The sequence below is a fragment of the Agromyces sp. NPDC058104 genome (assembly GCF_042884835.1).
GTDB lineage: Bacteria > Actinomycetota > Actinomycetes > Actinomycetales > Microbacteriaceae > Agromyces.
Genome location: NZ_JBHVTD010000002.1, coordinates 784,168 through 799,568, shown reverse-complemented (window position 1 = coordinate 799,568; position 15,401 = coordinate 784,168). Strand labels below are relative to the sequence as shown.

The 15,401-nt window shown below is 71.7% G+C and carries 16 protein-coding genes; 7 read left to right on the top strand and 9 right to left on the bottom strand.

All coding sequences use genetic code 11. From position 1 onward, the window contains the following. Positions 1-29 precede the first annotated feature (29 nt). Entirely contained in the window at positions 30-455 is a 426-nt protein-coding gene (locus ACFVTH_RS11615; RefSeq protein WP_387090745.1) for a DUF1801 domain-containing protein, read from the top strand. 92 nt (positions 456-547) lie between these two features. Continuing rightward, positions 548-1,492: a hypothetical protein gene (locus ACFVTH_RS11610; protein ID WP_387090743.1), complete on the top strand. Its 945-nt coding sequence runs from the start codon at positions 548-550 to the stop codon at positions 1,490-1,492. A gap of 25 nt (positions 1,493-1,517) precedes the next feature. Here the strand turns inward: ACFVTH_RS11610 and ACFVTH_RS11605 are convergent, their stop codons facing one another. Then, positions 1,518-2,507: a DUF5937 family protein gene (locus tag ACFVTH_RS11605; protein ID WP_387090741.1), complete on the bottom strand. Its 990-nt coding sequence runs from the start codon at positions 2,505-2,507 to the stop codon at positions 1,518-1,520. 108 nt (positions 2,508-2,615) lie between these two features. Here ACFVTH_RS11605 and ACFVTH_RS11600 point away from each other — a divergent pair, with 108 nt between their 5' ends. Together ACFVTH_RS11600 and ACFVTH_RS11595 are read left to right on the top strand one after the other, a co-directional pair. Continuing rightward, positions 2,616-3,005 carry a cupin domain-containing protein gene (locus ACFVTH_RS11600; RefSeq protein WP_387090739.1) on the top strand — a complete coding sequence of 130 codons (390 nt, stop codon included), beginning with the start codon at positions 2,616-2,618 and terminating at the stop codon, positions 3,003-3,005. 41 nt (positions 3,006-3,046) lie between these two features. Next, positions 3,047-3,337: a DUF4287 domain-containing protein gene (locus tag ACFVTH_RS11595; protein WP_387090736.1), complete on the top strand. Its 291-nt coding sequence runs from the start codon at positions 3,047-3,049 to the stop codon at positions 3,335-3,337. Positions 3,338-3,382: 45 nt separating this feature from the next. Here the strand turns inward: ACFVTH_RS11595 and ACFVTH_RS11590 are convergent, their stop codons facing one another. The 7 genes from ACFVTH_RS11590 to ACFVTH_RS11560 form a co-directional block, all read right to left on the bottom strand. After that, positions 3,383-4,366: a CPBP family intramembrane glutamic endopeptidase gene (locus ACFVTH_RS11590; RefSeq protein WP_387090734.1), complete on the bottom strand. Its 984-nt coding sequence runs from the start codon at positions 4,364-4,366 to the stop codon at positions 3,383-3,385. A 111-nt stretch (positions 4,367-4,477) separates the two neighbouring features. Further along, positions 4,478-5,563: a C45 family autoproteolytic acyltransferase/hydolase gene (locus tag ACFVTH_RS11585; RefSeq protein WP_387090731.1), complete on the bottom strand. Its 1,086-nt coding sequence runs from the start codon at positions 5,561-5,563 to the stop codon at positions 4,478-4,480. 88 nt (positions 5,564-5,651) lie between these two features. After that, complete coding sequence (locus ACFVTH_RS11580; protein ID WP_387090728.1) at positions 5,652-6,479, bottom strand: ABC transporter ATP-binding protein; 828 nt, start codon at positions 6,477-6,479, stop codon at positions 5,652-5,654. After that, positions 6,476-7,306: an ABC transporter ATP-binding protein gene (locus ACFVTH_RS11575; RefSeq protein WP_387090725.1), complete on the bottom strand. Its 831-nt coding sequence runs from the start codon at positions 7,304-7,306 to the stop codon at positions 6,476-6,478. The genes ACFVTH_RS11580 and ACFVTH_RS11575 overlap by 4 nt, the downstream gene beginning before the upstream one ends. Then, positions 7,306-8,238, bottom strand: a complete 933-nt coding sequence (locus ACFVTH_RS11570; RefSeq protein WP_387090722.1) for an ABC transporter permease — start codon at positions 8,236-8,238, stop codon at positions 7,306-7,308. Before ACFVTH_RS11570 ends, ACFVTH_RS11575 begins: the two co-directional genes overlap by 1 nt. Further along, complete coding sequence (locus tag ACFVTH_RS11565; RefSeq protein WP_387090719.1) at positions 8,235-9,182, bottom strand: ABC transporter permease; 948 nt, start codon at positions 9,180-9,182, stop codon at positions 8,235-8,237. Before ACFVTH_RS11565 ends, ACFVTH_RS11570 begins: the two co-directional genes overlap by 4 nt. A gap of 26 nt (positions 9,183-9,208) precedes the next feature. Further along, positions 9,209-10,840 carry an ABC transporter substrate-binding protein gene (locus ACFVTH_RS11560; protein ID WP_387090717.1) on the bottom strand — a complete coding sequence of 544 codons (1,632 nt, stop codon included), beginning with the start codon at positions 10,838-10,840 and terminating at the stop codon, positions 9,209-9,211. 162 nt (positions 10,841-11,002) lie between these two features. Here ACFVTH_RS11560 and ACFVTH_RS11555 point away from each other — a divergent pair, with 162 nt between their 5' ends. From ACFVTH_RS11555 to ACFVTH_RS11545, 3 genes are all read left to right on the top strand, one after another. Further along, positions 11,003-12,028, top strand: coding sequence for a LacI family DNA-binding transcriptional regulator (locus ACFVTH_RS11555; RefSeq protein ID WP_387090714.1), 1,026 nt, complete (start codon positions 11,003-11,005; stop codon positions 12,026-12,028). 128 nt (positions 12,029-12,156) lie between these two features. After that, positions 12,157-13,431: a diaminobutyrate--2-oxoglutarate transaminase gene (ectB, locus tag ACFVTH_RS11550; protein ID WP_387090711.1), complete on the top strand. Its 1,275-nt coding sequence runs from the start codon at positions 12,157-12,159 to the stop codon at positions 13,429-13,431. Positions 13,432-13,453: 22 nt separating this feature from the next. Further along, positions 13,454-13,795, top strand: coding sequence for a CHY zinc finger protein (locus ACFVTH_RS11545; RefSeq protein ID WP_387090708.1), 342 nt, complete (start codon positions 13,454-13,456; stop codon positions 13,793-13,795). Positions 13,796-13,849: 54 nt separating this feature from the next. Here ACFVTH_RS11545 and ACFVTH_RS11540 read toward each other — a convergent pair whose 3' ends face one another. Continuing rightward, a complete protein-coding gene (locus tag ACFVTH_RS11540) occupies positions 13,850-15,313 on the bottom strand; it encodes a sulfatase (protein WP_387090705.1) in 1,464 nt (487 codons plus the stop codon). Between the last annotated feature and the right edge of the window lie 88 nt (positions 15,314-15,401).

Below are 15,401 nucleotides of genomic sequence, written 5' to 3'. Positions count from 1 at the left end.
CCCGAGGCGGCGAGCCCGACGAGCGCAGGATGAGCGAAGAGAGCGAAGAAGGCAGCATGGCCGAGCGATACCGCACCGTCGACGAGTTCCTCGCGGCGCAGCCGCCCGAGCGGCGCGCCGAGGTCGAGATCCTGCGCGAACTCGTCCGCGAGGCCGAACCCCGGCTCGTCGAGATCGTCAAGTGGAACTCGCCCGACTACACCCTCGACGGCCTCGACCGGCTGACGATCAACGCCGCGGGGCGCGGTCCCGTCCGGCTCATCCTGCACTTCGGCGCCGCGCGCGCCGAAGACCGCACCGCCGCGCCGAGCTTCTCGGGAGACCCCTCGGGGCTCCTCACCTGGCATTCCGACATCCGGGCGAGCCTCGCCGCACCCGGGGCCGGGTCGGGCGCCGATGACGAGACCAGGGCGCGCGTCATCGCCGTCGTCCGCGCATGGCTCGCCCGCTGGTGAGGGGCGAACCGGGCGCCCGCACACCGCGCCGATCAGATCCGACCGGCCCCGGGCGGCTGGCGGCGGGCGGGCCGATGCACGAGCATGGCGGCATGGACCTCACCGAGTGGCTGCTCGACGCTGATCCCGCGATCCGCTGGCAGGTGCTCCTCGACCTGCACGACGACGTCGACGGCGCCGCCGCCGAGCGTCGCCGCGTCGCGACCGAGGGCTGGGGTGCGCGGCTCCTCGCCCTCCAGGGCGACGACGGCTACTGGAGCGGCGAGGAGTACGGCGAGGACGGCGACCGCCGCAGCACCATCTGGTCGCTGCAGTCGCTGCGCCGGCTCGGCGTCGACCCCGAGGCATCCGTCGTGCGCTCGGCGATCGCCCGGGTCCGCGACAGCGTCGTGTGGCGTCATCACGGCGCGCTGCCGTTCTTCGACGGCGAGGTCGAGGAATGCGTGAACGGCGGCGTGCTCGCCCTCGCCTCGTACTTCGGCGTGCTCGGCACGGGCAGCGACCGCATCGTCGGCCGCCTCCTCGACCAGCAGCTGCCCGACGGCGGCTGGAACTGCGAACCGCGCGAGGAGTCGGAGCGCTCCTCGTTCGACTCGACCGTCTGCGTGCTCGAGGGCCTGCTCGCCTACGAGCGGGCGGTCGGCGACGACGCCTCCAACGGCGACGTGTCGACCGTCGCGGCCGCGCGCCGTCGCGGCGAGGAGTACCTGCTCGAGCGCAACCTCTTCCGGCGGCGAACGACCGGCGAGCTCGTGCTGCCCCGCTATGCGAACTTCGCGTTCCCGTCGTACTGGTTCTACGACGTGCTGCGCGCGCTCGACCACTTCCGGGATGCGGGCGCCGCGCCCGACGCGCGAATCGCCCCCGCGATCGACCTGCTGCTCGAGCAGCGGGCCGACGACGGCCGCTGGGCCGCCGGTCGGCCGTGGCACGGCGAGGTCTATTTCGCGCTCGACGCTGCCGAGGGCGAACCGAGCCGGTGGAACACACTCCGCGCGCTGCGGGTGCTGCGCTGGGTCGACGCCTCGGCGGCCTGAGCCGACGGCCGATCAGGGCCGCTGATCAGAGCATCGCGCCGACGAGCGCCTCGCCGAGCGGCGTGCGCAGGTGGAGCATCCTCGCCCCCTCGCGCGTCGAGGAGACCAAGCCGCCGTCGCGCAGCACCGACAGGTGGTGCGACGCCGTCGACACCGCGATGCCGTGCTCGGCAGCGACCTGCGAGGTCGTGCGGGAGCGGTGCGCCGCGAGCAGGATCGCCGCGCGCGCCGGACCGATGAGCGCCCCGAGCGCTGTCGCCGTCTCGCCGGGATCGCGCGCCCACGTCTCGGTGACGCCCTGCGCGGGATAGAACACGGTGGGCTGCGCGGGCGGTTCGGTCAGCACCATGCACCCGTACGACGACATGACCGAGGGCACGAGCACGAGCCCGCTGCCGCGGCAGTCGAGCACCTCGTGGTGGAGTCGGAGTCCCACCCGCACGGCGTGGTCGTGCCAGCTGATCGAGGGGTGCAGCTCGCCGGCCATCGCGGCGATGCCGTCGGTCGCGACGCGGCGCGAGCGCACCGCGATGTCGGCGCGCAGCAGCCGCTCGAGCTGCGTCCATACGGGCGCCAGGACGGCCGCCCACACCTCGACCCAGGCGTCGGCGATCATCGCCCGCGCCCGCTCGGGCTCGGCGATCATGCGCCGGATCGCCTGCTGCCTCGCGCCGCTCGACCGCAGCACCATCTTCTGCAGGTCGACGAGCATCGGCTCGACGGGGGCGACACGGAGCCGGGCGACCTCCTCATCGGGTTCGAGGTCCCACCCGGGCTCGGAGGTGAGGAAGTCGGGCATGTAGCCGTCGACCCCGATGAGCACGGCGAGGAGCTCGAAGGACTCGCGCGGCAGGCGCCCGCGGACCGCCCGCAACCAGCCCCACTGCAGCGGGTGCTCGGCCGGGCGCTGCAGCACGCGCACCGCATGGCAGAGCTCGTGGCCGGGCGAGATGCCGAATCGGATCGCCGAGATGTCACCCTGGGCGAGCCCGAACTCCACGAAGTTTCGACTCACATCGAAACTCTAACGGCTCGGGATGCCCCGGGCGGAGGCTGTTCGCAGATGGAATCAGGGGCGACGCCGAGGCATCCGACCCCGCACGAACCGACCGAAGGAGCCGCTGTGAACGCCGCCGAGATCACCCTCTCGCCCACCATGACCCCGCCCACCGCCCCGCGCGTCGTCTCCGCCGACGAGCTCCGCATCGGCAGCAGCGGCCGCACCCGCCGCTTCGTGGGACTCGAGCACGGGGCGCGCATCTCGTACTTCTTCGTCGACAACGAGCCCGGCGAGGGGCCCGACCTGCACTGGCATCCGTACGCCGAGACGTGGATCGTGCTCGAGGGCGTCGCGCGCATCACCGTCGGCGACACCGAGCTCATCGCCCGCGCCGGCGACACCGCGACGGCGCCGGCCGGTGTGTGGCACGGTTTCAAGAACGCCGGCGAGGGCCGGCTGCAGCTCATCGGCATCCACGCCGCCGAGACCATCGTCCAGACCTGGGCCGAGTAGGCCCGCCGACCGACCGACCGACCGACCGAAGGAGCATCCGAATGTCGTTCCAGGCCTACCTCGACAACATCGAGACGAAGACCGGGCTCACCCCGCGCCAGCTCGTCGACCTCGCGCACGAACGCGGCTACGACGAGACCACCAAGGCGACGCCGATCGTCGCGTGGCTCGCCGAGGACTACGGCCTCGGCCGCGGCCATGCGATGGCGCTCGTGCACGTCATCACGAAGGGGCCGCAGATCAGCACGAAGCACGTCGGCACCGACGGCGTGCACCGCGACGTCACCGACACCCTCTGGCTCGACGGGAAGGCGACCAACCCGAATCCCTGACGCCGCGCGGCGGCGCGGCCCGGTTGGGCCGAACTGCGGCCCGGTTCAATCGAGCCGGGCCGCGAGCCGCGAGCCCCGGAACTGCCCCGTGACGACGAGCAGCACGATCAGCGCGGCGAACACCCCGCAGGTGATGAGCCCGAGCGGGCTCGCGAGCCAGGCCTCGGGCACCGGCGATCCCGCGGCGACGACGAGGGCGCCGAGCCCGGCCGAGGCGTTGAACGCGCCGTGCCCGAAGACCGCGGGCCAGACCGAGCCGGTGCGCAGCCTCGTCCAGCCGAGCAGCACCCCGAAGAGGGTGCACGCGAGCATCATGAGCAGCACCCCGGTGCCGTCCGTGAGGCCGTAGTTGTAGCCCAGCAGGATGAGCGGGCTGTGCCAGAAGCCCCAGAACGCCCCCGAGATCAGCAGGGCGGGCCACACGCCGAGCGGGCGCAGTGCGGGCAGCAGCCAGCCGCGCCAGCCGACCTCCTCGCCGAACGCGAGCGGGGCATTGACGATCGCGCCGACCGGGATCATCATGAGCTGCGCCGCGACCACGAGCCCCATGGGCGGCAGGGGCTGTCCCGGCGGCAGCTGCCCCGCGATCAGCTCGGTGAACCCCGAGAAGCCGACGGGGTCGAGTACCGCGAGCCCGAGCAGGCCGACCATGACGAGGCCCGCGCCGACCACGAGCGGCATGGCGAAGATCATCACGACGCTCGTGCCGATCGTGCGGCCGACCGGCCGCAGCGGCCACATGCCGAGCCCGCGCAGGATGTCGCGTGCCGGACGCCGGCCGCGGAGCCGCGCCTCGACGACGATCGCGACGAACGTCGCCGCGGCGGGGGTCAGCATCATCGCCATCGCGATGAGCGGCAGCAGCGGGTCGGCGAGACCCTGTCCGCGTGCCCACAGCGGCGAGGCGACGAGCCAGGCGAGCCCGCACGACACGACCGCGAACACGCCGACCGGCAGCCAGGGAACCGTTGCGCGCACCTCGGGCGTCTCAGCGTCGGCGGCGGCTCGGGTCTCGATCTGGTCGCTCACCCGGCTCACGCTACCGAGCCCCGTCGCGCCGCGGATCCGTCGCGCGACGGAGATCGGGCGCGCGACGCGGCCGGTGCGAGACGTTCGGCGGTGGCCGCCCCGCGCTCCGCGCTACGCGACCAGCGTCCGCCAGTCGCCCGCGCGCGCGTCGATCGGCGAGCCGTTCGCGATGCGCGCCGTGCGCGCCGCGGGGTCGAGCTGCACGGTCGCGAGCGTCGCCCAGCGTTCGCCGAACGGCAGGGCCGGGTCGGGACGGTGGCAGAGCAGCGGCTGGCCCGGGTCGGAGTAGAGGAACGCGAGCAGCTCCTCGTCGGTGCGCGGCTCGGGATAGTCGGCGAAGCGGCTCGCGATGAGTCCGTACCGCTCGTCGGAGTCGGGCTGGTAGACCTCGGTCTTCTCGTCGGCCTGCGCCTCGGGGCTGAGGAAGTGGTTCGTGCGCACCACCGTGCCGTCGACGGGCTCGACGACGAACACCCCGATCGGCGTGATGTCGGTCGTCACGACGCGCTCGGCGTCGAGCAGCGTGAACGAGCTCGAGGCGCTGCGCGGGGCATCCCGCACGAGCGCGACGGCCTCGTCCACCGACGCCGCCTCCTCGAGCACGGTGGCCGACAGCACGTGCACCGGCACCCCGCCTGCGCCGTCGGTGCGGTGCCCGAGGATGTTGAAGTGCACCGCGAGTCCGGCGCTGTTCACGCCGATCTTGCCGAGCATGCCGTGCTCGGTGAGCCCCGCGAAGTCGTGCCGGCCGCCCCGCGTCTCGTGGGTGTGCCACTCGCCGTCGAGCTGGTGGTGCCAGTCCCAGGTCTGCAGGCCGAACGTGCGTACCGTGCCGTCGCCCAGCTCGACCCGGCGACCGATCGTCGAGCACTCGCCCGGCGCGGCGCCGAGCCCCTGCGACAGGATCTCGGTGCGGGCGTTCAGCGCGTAGACGTGCCACGGCTCGACGCCGGCCCCGGCGGCGATGCCGTCCATCTCGGCGAGGCGGGCCGGGCGCCAGGCGCCGACCGCGTCGGCGCAGCGGAGCGCGAGCGTGCGCACCACGGCCTCGTCGAGCTCGTACTTCGCGAAGAGCTCGAGATAGGTCTGCAGCCCCGCCGGGAGCGCGTCGCGGAGCTGCGCGCCCCGCTCGCGACCGCGTTCGAGGGGGTCGCTGCCGTTCGCGACGACGTGCAGGCGGTCGGTGATGCTGTGCAATGGATCGTTCCTTCGGATGTGCATTCGGTGCGTCGGTCGGCGATGCGGTCGGTGCCGCCGGTGCGGCGGAGCCGCCGTCGCCGGGTGTTCAGATCTGCCGGGCGAGCTCGTCGATGACCCCGCGGCGCGGCACCCAGCCCGGCTGGGGCGCGCACTCGAGCAGCAGCTTCGTGTACGGATGCGAGGGGCGGTCGAGGATCTCGTCGACCGTCCCACGCTCGACGATACGCCCGCGCCGCATGACGATCACGTCGTCGGCCACGGCGCGCACCACCGAGAGGTCGTGCGTGATGAACAGGTAGCTGAGGCCCTTCTCGCCGCGGAGTCGGTCGAGCAGGTCGAGCACCTGCGCCTGCACCGAGACGTCGAGGGCCGAGACCGCCTCGTCGAGCACGATGATCTCGGGCTCGGCCGCGAGCGCGCGGGCGATCGCGACGCGCTGCTTCTGGCCGCCCGAGAGCGCCGAGGGCTTCGCGTCGGCGTGCCGCTCGGTGAGGCCGACCTCGGCGAAGAGCTCGAGCACCCGGGCCCGTCGCCCGGCCCGGTCGAGATCGGGCCGGTGCACGCGCAGCATCTCGTCGATGGTCGCCGCCACCGGAAGCGAGCGGTTGAGCGAGCCCTGCGGGTCCTGGAAGACCATCTGCACGAGCTTGGCGCGCGCCCGCAGGCGCGACCGCGAGGTGGTCGGCCTGACCTCGACGCCGTCGATCGCGACCGTGCCGGCGTCGGCCGTCTCGAGCCCGACGATCACACGCGCGAGCGTCGACTTGCCCGACCCCGACTCGCCGACGACCGCGAGGCAGGTGCCGCGGCGCAGCACGCAGGAGACCTCGTCGAGCGCGGTGACGCTCGAACGCCGGCCGAGGTGGAAGGTGCGGCGGAGGCCCTCCGCCTCGAGGATGAGGTCCGTGCTCATGCGTGCGCCTCCGTTCCGCCGTTCAGCACCGTGTCGCGCGGCTCGGGGTGGAGCAGCGGGCGCGCCGCCATCAGGGCGCGGGTGTACTCGGTCTTCGGCCGGTCGCGGATCTCCTCGGGCGTGCCGATCTCGAGGATCGCGCCGTCCTTCATGACCGCGAGCCGGTCGCAGACCGCCGCCGCGAGGTCGAGGTCGTGGGTGACGAAGATCATCGAGAGTCCGTGCTCCCGGCGCTTCTCGTCCAGGATCGCGACGACCTCGGCCTGCGTCGTCACGTCGAGCGCCGTCGTGGGCTCGTCGGCGAGCAGCAGCCGCGGCTGGCCCGAGACGGCGCCCGCGATCACGACGCGCTGCAGCATGCCGCCCGACAGCTGGTGCGGGTACGAGCGCAGCACCCGCTCGGTGTCGGTGATGCCGACCTGCCGCAGGAGCCCTGCCGCCCGCGCCTTCGCCTCGGCCTTCGGGATCCCCCGGGCGTCGGCCATGCCCTCGATGAGGAACCGCTCGACGTGGAGCACGGGGTTGAGCGCGCCGTGCGGGTTCTGCGCGATGAGGGCGAGCTCGTTCGCCCGGATCCTCCGCAGCTTCTCGCCGCTCGCGGTGAGGAGGTCGGTGCCGGCGAACTCGATCGAGCCGCCGACCTTCGCCCCTGCGGGCTCGATGCCGAGCAGGCACTTCAGGGTCATCGACTTGCCCGAGCCCGACTCGCCGACGAGGCCGAGCGCCTCGCCCTGGCCGAGCGAGAACGAGTTGCCGCGGAGGATCTCGGTCTCGTTCCCGGTGTCGGGGTCGGTGACCGAGAGCGTCAGTCCGTTGACGTCGAGCATCAGCGCATCCTTCCCGCAGCGCGGCGACCGCCGAGCTGCTCGCCGACGTAGCCGAGTGCGGCCACGGTGATCACGATCGCGAGCCCCGCGAAGACGCTCTGCTCCCAGTACCCCTGGAGGAGCGATGCCTGGCCGTTCGAGACCATGAGGCCCCAGTCGGGCGTCGGGGGCTGCACGCCGAGGCCGAGGAACGAGAGGGCGGCGAGGTCGATCATCGCGTAGCCGAAGTTGATGGTCATACCGGTGAAGATCTGGGTGCGGACGTTCGGGAGGATGTGCCGCACGGTGATGAGGAACCCCGAGATGCCCTGCAACTGCGCCGAGGCCACGTACGGCAGGTTGCGCTCGCGCAGCGCCACCGAGCGGACGACCCGGGCCGAGTACGGCGTGAAGCCGATGGCGAGGGCGATCGAGGCGGTGAGCAGCGACGGCCCGAAGATCGCGACGGCGAGGATCGCGAGCAGCATGTTGGGGAAGGCGAACAGGATGTCGAGCACGCGCCCGATGAACGCGTCGACCCGGCCGCCGAACCACACCGCGGTGAGCGCGAGCGTGACGGCGGCGGTCGCGGCCACCAGGACGACGATCATCGGCCCGATGAGGCTCGTCCTGGCACCCCAGATGATGCGCGAGAGGATGTCGCGGCCCGACTGGTCGGTGCCGAACCAGTGCTCGGGGCTCGGCGGGAGGTGCCGGTCGACGACCGAGCCCTGGTAGGGGTCGTACGGTGCGATGAGCGGCGCGAAGATCGCCGTGAGCAGGACGATCGCGAGCACGCCGGCGCAGACGAGTCCGAGCGTGCCGAGACGGCGCTGCAGCAGGCTCCACCCCGAGGCGGGCCCGTCGAGGCGCCGGCGGCGGATCGCCTGCACCGAGACGGTGTCCTGGCCGACGGTGTTCGCCGGCGGCTCCGTGCTGGTCTGCCGACTCATGCCGACACCTCCTTGGCCAGGCGCACGCGCGGATCGATCACGGCGTAGAGCAGGTCGACGATGAGATTGATCACGCCGAACGCGAGCACCATGATCAGCGCGATCGCCTGCACGACGGCGAAGTCCTTCTTCTGCACGGAGTTCACGAGCAGCGAGCCGATGCCGTCGAGGGTGAACGCGTACTCGATCACGAAGGCGCTCGCGAGGAGGCCCGCGATGTTCGTGCCGAGCACGGTGGTGACGGGCAGCATCGAGTTGCGGATGGTGTGGCGGGCGAGCACGATCCGCTTCGGGACGCCGCGGGCGATCGCCATGACGACGTGCTCGGAGCCCTGCTCCTCGCGCACGGCGGTGCGGGTGATGCGGGCGACGACCGCGACGGCCGGGAAGGCGAGCGCGATCGCCGGCAGCGTCAGATGCCAGACCCGGTCGGTGAACCCCTCGCCCGAGCCCGAGACGGGGAACCATCCGAGGTTGGCGCCGAACAGCGCCATCAGCAGGAGCGCGGCGAAGAAGGTCGGCACCGCGAAGCCGAGGTTCGAGCCGAACACCACGACCTTCTCGAAGACGCCCGAGCGGGTGGCGGCGAGCACGCCGAGGCCGACGCCGACGACGATGATGAGGATCGCCGCGTAGGCGGCGAGGAAGAGCGTGGTGGGCAGGCGCGACTCGACGAGCGTCGAGACATCCTGCTGCGTGATGAGCGAGCGGCCGAAGTCGCCCTGGAGCACGCCGACCAGCCAGTTCCAGTAGCGGACCAGGAAGGGATCGTCCAGCCCGTACTGCGCGCGGATGGCCTCGAGCACCTCGGGCGTGACCGTTCGGCCCTGCACGAGGAACTGCTCGGGGCTTCCCGGAGCGAGGTACATGCCGCTGAAGACGATGAAGCTCGAGACGAGCAGCACCAGCGCCAGCGCGACGATCCGTTTCAGTACGTAGATCATGGACGATCCCCTCCCGTCGGCACCCGTTACTCGGCCGAGCCGAGGTCGGCGGCCCAGGGGTAGTAGAGGTAGATGAACGAGGCCGGGACCCCGGTCACCGACTCGTCGAGGTAGAGCCGCACCGCGAGGTCGTTGATCGGCACCCACGGCTGCTGCTCCATGACGAGCGCCTCGGCCGCGACCGTGAGCTCGGCCCGCTTCTCGGGGTCGGTCTCGGCGTAGGCGGCGTCGATCGCCGCGTCGATCGCGGGGTCGGAGAAGCCCGAGTAGTTCTGCTGGCTGCCCGAGTAGGCGACGTTGTCGAGGTGTGCGAGCGGCGACGGGCTCGACAGGTAGTTCGTGGTGACGAAGCCGTCGTAGCCCTTGCGCGCCTCGGGGTCGGAGAAGAACGCGCCGAACTGCGCGCTCGGCACGCCGGTCGGCTCGAGGGTGAGCCCGAGCTCCTTCGCGCCGTTCGCCATCTCGTTGAGGATGTCGGCGTAGAACGCGCGCTCGCTCGGGTAGGCGATCTTGATCGGCTGGGAGAGGTCGACCTTCGCCGCCTTCAGCTCCTCCTTGGCGGCCTCGAGGTCGTGGCTGAGATCGGGCAGCTCGGCGTCGCGCAGCTCGGCGACGTCGGGGTAGTGGTTCCACGGCCCCTGCGGCACGATCGAGCGCGACGGCGTGCCGGTGCCCTCGTAGACGGTGTCGGCGATCGCCTGGCGGTCGGTCGCCCGGGTGAGGGCGCGTCGCACGGCGGGGTCGCCGAAGGTGCCGTTGCCGGTCGAGATGATGGCCATGATCTGCATGCCCTGGCCGTACGAGAGCGAGCCCGTCGCGCTCGAGGAGAGCTGGCCGAGCGCGGGCAGCGGCACGTCGTAGGAGCCCTGGATCTCACCGGTGGAGAGGCCCGTCGCGATGGCCGTCGGGTCGACCACGAAGCCGATCACGACCTCCTTGGCCTTGGCGCGCTTGTCGGCGTTCCAGTAGCCGTCGTAGCGGTCGAGCGAGATCGACTGCCCCTGCTTCCACTCCCCGACCTGGAACGGCCCGGTGCACATGACGCCCGCCTCGGGGTTCCCGTAGTTCTCGCCGGCCGCCTCGCGCTGCTGCTGCTGCACGACGGCGCCCAGGTTCGTGGCGAGCTCCTCGACGAGGATGGTGTTCGGCTCGGAGAGGGTGAGCGTGACCTCCTGGTCGCCGGTCTTCTCGATGCCGGTGACGTCGGCGAAGCTCGACGCGAGGTAGCTGCCCTCGGCGGGGTCGAGATGGCGGTTGAGGCTGTAGACGACGTCGTCGACCGTCATCGGCGTGCCGTCCCAGAACGTGACGTCGTCGCGGATCTGGAACACGTAGGTCTTGGCGTCGTCGGACACCTCGTAGCCCGAGGCGAGGTTCGGCTCGACCGAGAAGTCGGGCTGCATCTGGAACAGCGACTCGCAGAGGTTCGAGATGATCGTGTTCTCGGGGTAGTTGAATGCCTTCACGGGGTCGAGCGTGGCGAGCTCGCCGTACGTCGAGTTCCACGTGACCGTGTCGATCTCGCCGGTCGCCTCGGGCGTGACCTGCAGGAGCTCGGCGTCGTCGAGCGCCTGGCCGGAGTCGCCGCCGCGGTCCGCCGTGCAGCCGGCGAGCCCCAGGCTCGCGACCGCGAGGAGCGCGATCGATGCTCTCGTCAATGCGGTTTTCACTGTGTCCTCCTGAGCTTCTTCGTTGAATCCCTCGCTGCGTGGTGCGTTGAGCTACGGCGACGGTACTAGGAAAATCGATTCTTGTAAATCGATTCCCTGAATCGATTCTCCTTCCGGTCCACGAGGCGATCCGCTTGCTACGCTGTGCGGGTGTCCCTCGAAGCCGCCAGACCGACCATCAACGACGTGGCCGAACGCGCCGGCGTCTCGCGCACCACGGTCTCCAACGCGCTCAACGGCAAGGGCACGATCGGCGCCGAGACCATCGAGCGCGTCAAGCGCGTCGCCGACGAGCTCGGCTACGAGCCGAACGCGGTGGCCCGGGGACTCCGCCAGTCGAAGCTCGGGGTGATCTCCCTGCTCATCCGGCCGCTCGAGTCGCTCGACACCGCGCTGCCCGAGGGCGTCGACTACTTCCTCCGCTTCGCCGGCTCCGCCGCCCTCGCCGCGATGGACCACGGCTACTCGCTCATGCTCATCACCGACCCGGCGAAGCCCGGTGCTCCGCCCTCGTCCCTCGCGGCCGACGGATGCCTCGTCGAGGCCCCGATCCGCAACGACCCGGCCCTGACGCTCCTCGACCGCAAGCGCATCCCCTTCGTGGCGATCGGCGTCGATCCGGCCAGGCCCGACGACTTCCCCGCGATCGCGCAGCAGACCGAGCGCGACACCTTCCTCGTGCTCGACCACCTGCGCGAGGCCGGGGCCGAGCGCATCGCGCTCGTGACGGGCACCGACGAGAACTCGTGGAACACCCTCGCCCGCCGCGGCTACGAGAGCTGGGCGGCCCGGCACGGCATCGAGCCGGTGATCCGCGCACTCGACGAGACGAGCGGCGTCGACGGCGGCCGGGCGATCGCCCGCGAACTCCTCGCCGGCCCGCAGCGGCCCGACGGCGTGTACTGCCTCACCGGCCGGCACGCGGCCGGACTCGTGGCCGGGGCCGGCGAGCTCGGCCTCCGGGTCCCCGGCGACCTCCTCGTCGCCGCCGGCTCCGACGCGGTCGTGACCCGCACCTCGAAGCCCACGATCACCGCCCTCGACATGCGCCCGGTGGAGACGGCACGGCTCGCCGTCGAGTCGCTCATCCGCGTGCTCGAGGGCGAGCCCGTCGACTGGTCCCTCATGGACCCGGAGAGCCTCCTCGTGGTCCGCGAGTCGACCTCCCGGCGCTGAGCCGGCACCACGCGGCGGCCCGGCGCCGACGGGCCGGCCCCGGGGCATCCGCTCGCAGCCGACTCACCGTTCGAGGCCGTAGGCTCGATGGCACCGCAACCCCCGAACTGCAGAGGAGTCCGCCTGCCATGAGCGACGCCGCGAACCTTGACGTCTTCAACCGCCGCGAGTCCGAGGTGCGCGGCTACGTGCGCTCGTTCCCGACCGTCTTCGACCGTGCGACGGGCTCGACCCTCGTCGGCGCCGACGGCACCGAGTACCTCGACTTCTTCGCCGGCGCGGGCGTCCTGAACTACGGGCACAACAACCCGCTGTTCACGCGCGCCCTCATCGAGTACCTCGAGCGCGACGGCATCATCCACGGGCTCGACATGGCGACCTCGGCCAAGCAGGCGTTCATCGAGGCGTTCGAGCGGCACATCCTCGAGCCGCGCGGCCTCGACCACAAGCTGCAGTTCACCGGCCCGACCGGCGCCAACGCCGTCGAGGCCGCCCTGAAGGTCGCCCGCCAGGCGACCGGCCGCTCGACCGTCGTGGCGTTCACGAACGCGTTCCACGGGCTCAGCCTCGGCGCCCTCGCCGCGACCGGCAACAGCCACTACCGCGAGGCCGCGGGCGTCTCGCTGGGCGACATCGTGCGTCTCCCCTACGACGGCTACCTCGGCGACGGCGTCGACACCCTCGACCTGTTCGAGAAGATGCTCGGCGACCCCGGATCGGGCCTCGACCTCCCGGCCGCCGTCATCGTCGAGGCGGTGCAGGGCGAGGGCGGCATCAACGTCGCGAGCGTGCCGTGGCTCCAGCGTCTCCGCGCCATCACGGCCGAGCGCGGCATCCTGCTCATCCTCGACGAGATCCAGGCGGGCGTCGGCCGCACCGGCGCGTTCTTCGCCTTCGAGGCCGCGGGCATCGTGCCCGACCTCGTCACCGTCTCGAAGTCGATCTCGGGCTCGGGCCTGCCGATGTCGCTCGTGCTGCTGCGCCCCGAGGTCGACGTGTGGAAGCCCGGCGCCCACACCGGCACCTTCCGCGGCAACAACCTCGCCTTCGTCTCGGCGCGCGTCGCGCTCGAGAACTACTGGGCCGACGACGCGTTCGTCGACGCCATCGCCCGCACCTCGTCGGTGCTCGCCGCCGAGCTCGAGGAGATCGCCGCGGCGAACCCCGCGCTCGGCCTCACGGTGCGCGGACGCGGCCTCATGTACGGCCTCGTCTGCGACGGCGACCCGACGCTCGCCGGCCGCATCTCGAAGGCGGCCTTCGCGCGCGGCCTCGTGATCGAGACCTCGGGCGCCCACGACGAGGTGCTGAAGTTCCTGCCCGCCCTCACCATCGGCGAGGACGAGCTGCGTCGCGGCCTCGCGATCGTGCGCGAGAGCCTCGCCGCCGTCCTCGAGGGCTGAGCGGGCGAGCGTCGTCGACGACATGACCGAGACGGATGCCCCGCGCGCGCCGCGCGTGCTCGGGGCGACCGTCGACGACGAGACCCGGTGCGTGCACTACCGCACCGAGGTCGACATCGTCGCGATCCGCTTCGCGTGCTGCGGCGAGTACTACCCCTGCCACGCCTGCCACGAGGAGGCGGCCGATCACCCGGCCGAGCAGTGGCCGCTCGCCGAGCGCGGGCGCGAGGCGGTGCTCTGCGGCGTCTGCCGCACCGAGCTCACGATCGAGGCCTATCTCCTCGCCGACGCCTGTCCCGCGTGCGCGTCGCGCTTCAACGAACGCTGCCGGCTGCACACGCACCTGTACTTCGAGACGCGCTGACGACCGCCGGGGGCGGGTGCCGCGCGGCATCCGCCCGCCCTCGTGCGCGAAGCCTCAGCCGCCCAGCGCGACCGCCTCGACCTCGACGCCGAGCCGCTCGGGCCGCGGCTGGGACGGATGCGGGGTGTCGAGGAGCTCGGCCTGCAGCTCCCACAGCACGACCTTCAGCTCCTCGCGGAGCTCTGCGTAGGCCGGGTCGAGATAGACGTTGTTCACCTCGTCGGGGTCCTCGACGAGGTCGTAGAGCTCCCACTCGGGCGGATAGCTGTGGGCCGACGACCCCGGCAGCCCGAGCCCGTCGTTGTAGAAGTAGATGAGCTTGTGCCGCTCCGTGCGCACCCCGTAATGGGCGAAGGCCTGGTGGTTCGCGTCGTCGTTCTCGAAGTAGCGGTAGTACATCGCGGGACGCGTCGGCCGGGCGGGCTCGTCGGTCAGCTGGGGCCAGAAGCTCTGGCCCTGCATCCGCGGGTGCGCGGCCACCCCCGCGCTCTCGAGGATCGTCTGCGCGAAGTCGACGTTCGTGACGATCTGCTCGAGCGGCGCGTCGCGGTGCGGGATCCGCGACGGGCAGCTGATCACGAGCGGCATCCGCAGCGACTCGTCGTACATGAAGCGCTTGTCGAACCAGCCGTGATCGCCGAGGAAGAACCCCTGGTCGGAGGTGTACATGGTGAGGGTGTCCTCGAACTGGCCGCGGTCGCGCAGCCAGTCGACGACCCGGCCGACGTTGTCGTCGACGGAGGCCACGCACGCGAGGTAGTCCTCCATGTAGCGCTGGTACTTCCAGAGGGCGGCCTGCTCGTAGTCGAGGCCCTCGGGCGGGGCCTGCTTGAGGTCGGTGAGGGTCAGGTGGTCGGCGATGCGCATCGCCGCACGGTGCGCGGCCGACGATCGGGTGCGGTAGTCGTCGGTGAACGTCGCGGGCACCGGGATCGGCTCGGCGTACATGCCCCGGTGCTTCTCGTCGGGCTCCCACGGCCGGTGCGGGGCCTTGTGGTGGATGAGGAGGCACCACGGCTCGTCGCCCTCGAGCGACTCGAGCCAGGCGAGCGAGAGGTCGGTGATGACGTCGGTCGCGTAGCCGTCGACGATCCGCACCCCGTCCGCGGTGAGGATCTGCGGGTCGAAGTACTCGCCCTGGTCGCGCAGCACGGCCCAGTGGTCGAAGCCCTCGGGGTCGTGGCCGGGGCCCTCGCCCATGTGCCACTTGCCGATGATCGCCGTACGGTAGCCCGACTCGCGCAACTGCGAGACGAACGTCGGCTGGCTCGCGTCGATGGGCGTCTCGAGGGTGGTGACGCCGTTGACGTGGCTGTAGGTGCCGGTGAGGATCGACGCGCGGCTCGGCGTGCACAGCGCGTTCGTGCAGAAGCAGTTGTCGACGCGCACGCCGGCGGCGGCGATCTCGTCGATGCGCGGCGTTCGGTTGACGACCGAGCCGTACGCGCCGATGGCGTGCGACGCGTGGTCGTCGGTGAGGATCAGCAGGATGTTCGGGCGGCGTTCGGTGGAACTCATCGATCTCATTCGTCTGGCGGGAAACGGCAGGGCGAGGCATCCGCTGCCGACGGGGCCGCACGGCGGAGCAGGCGCTCCGCCGTGCGAC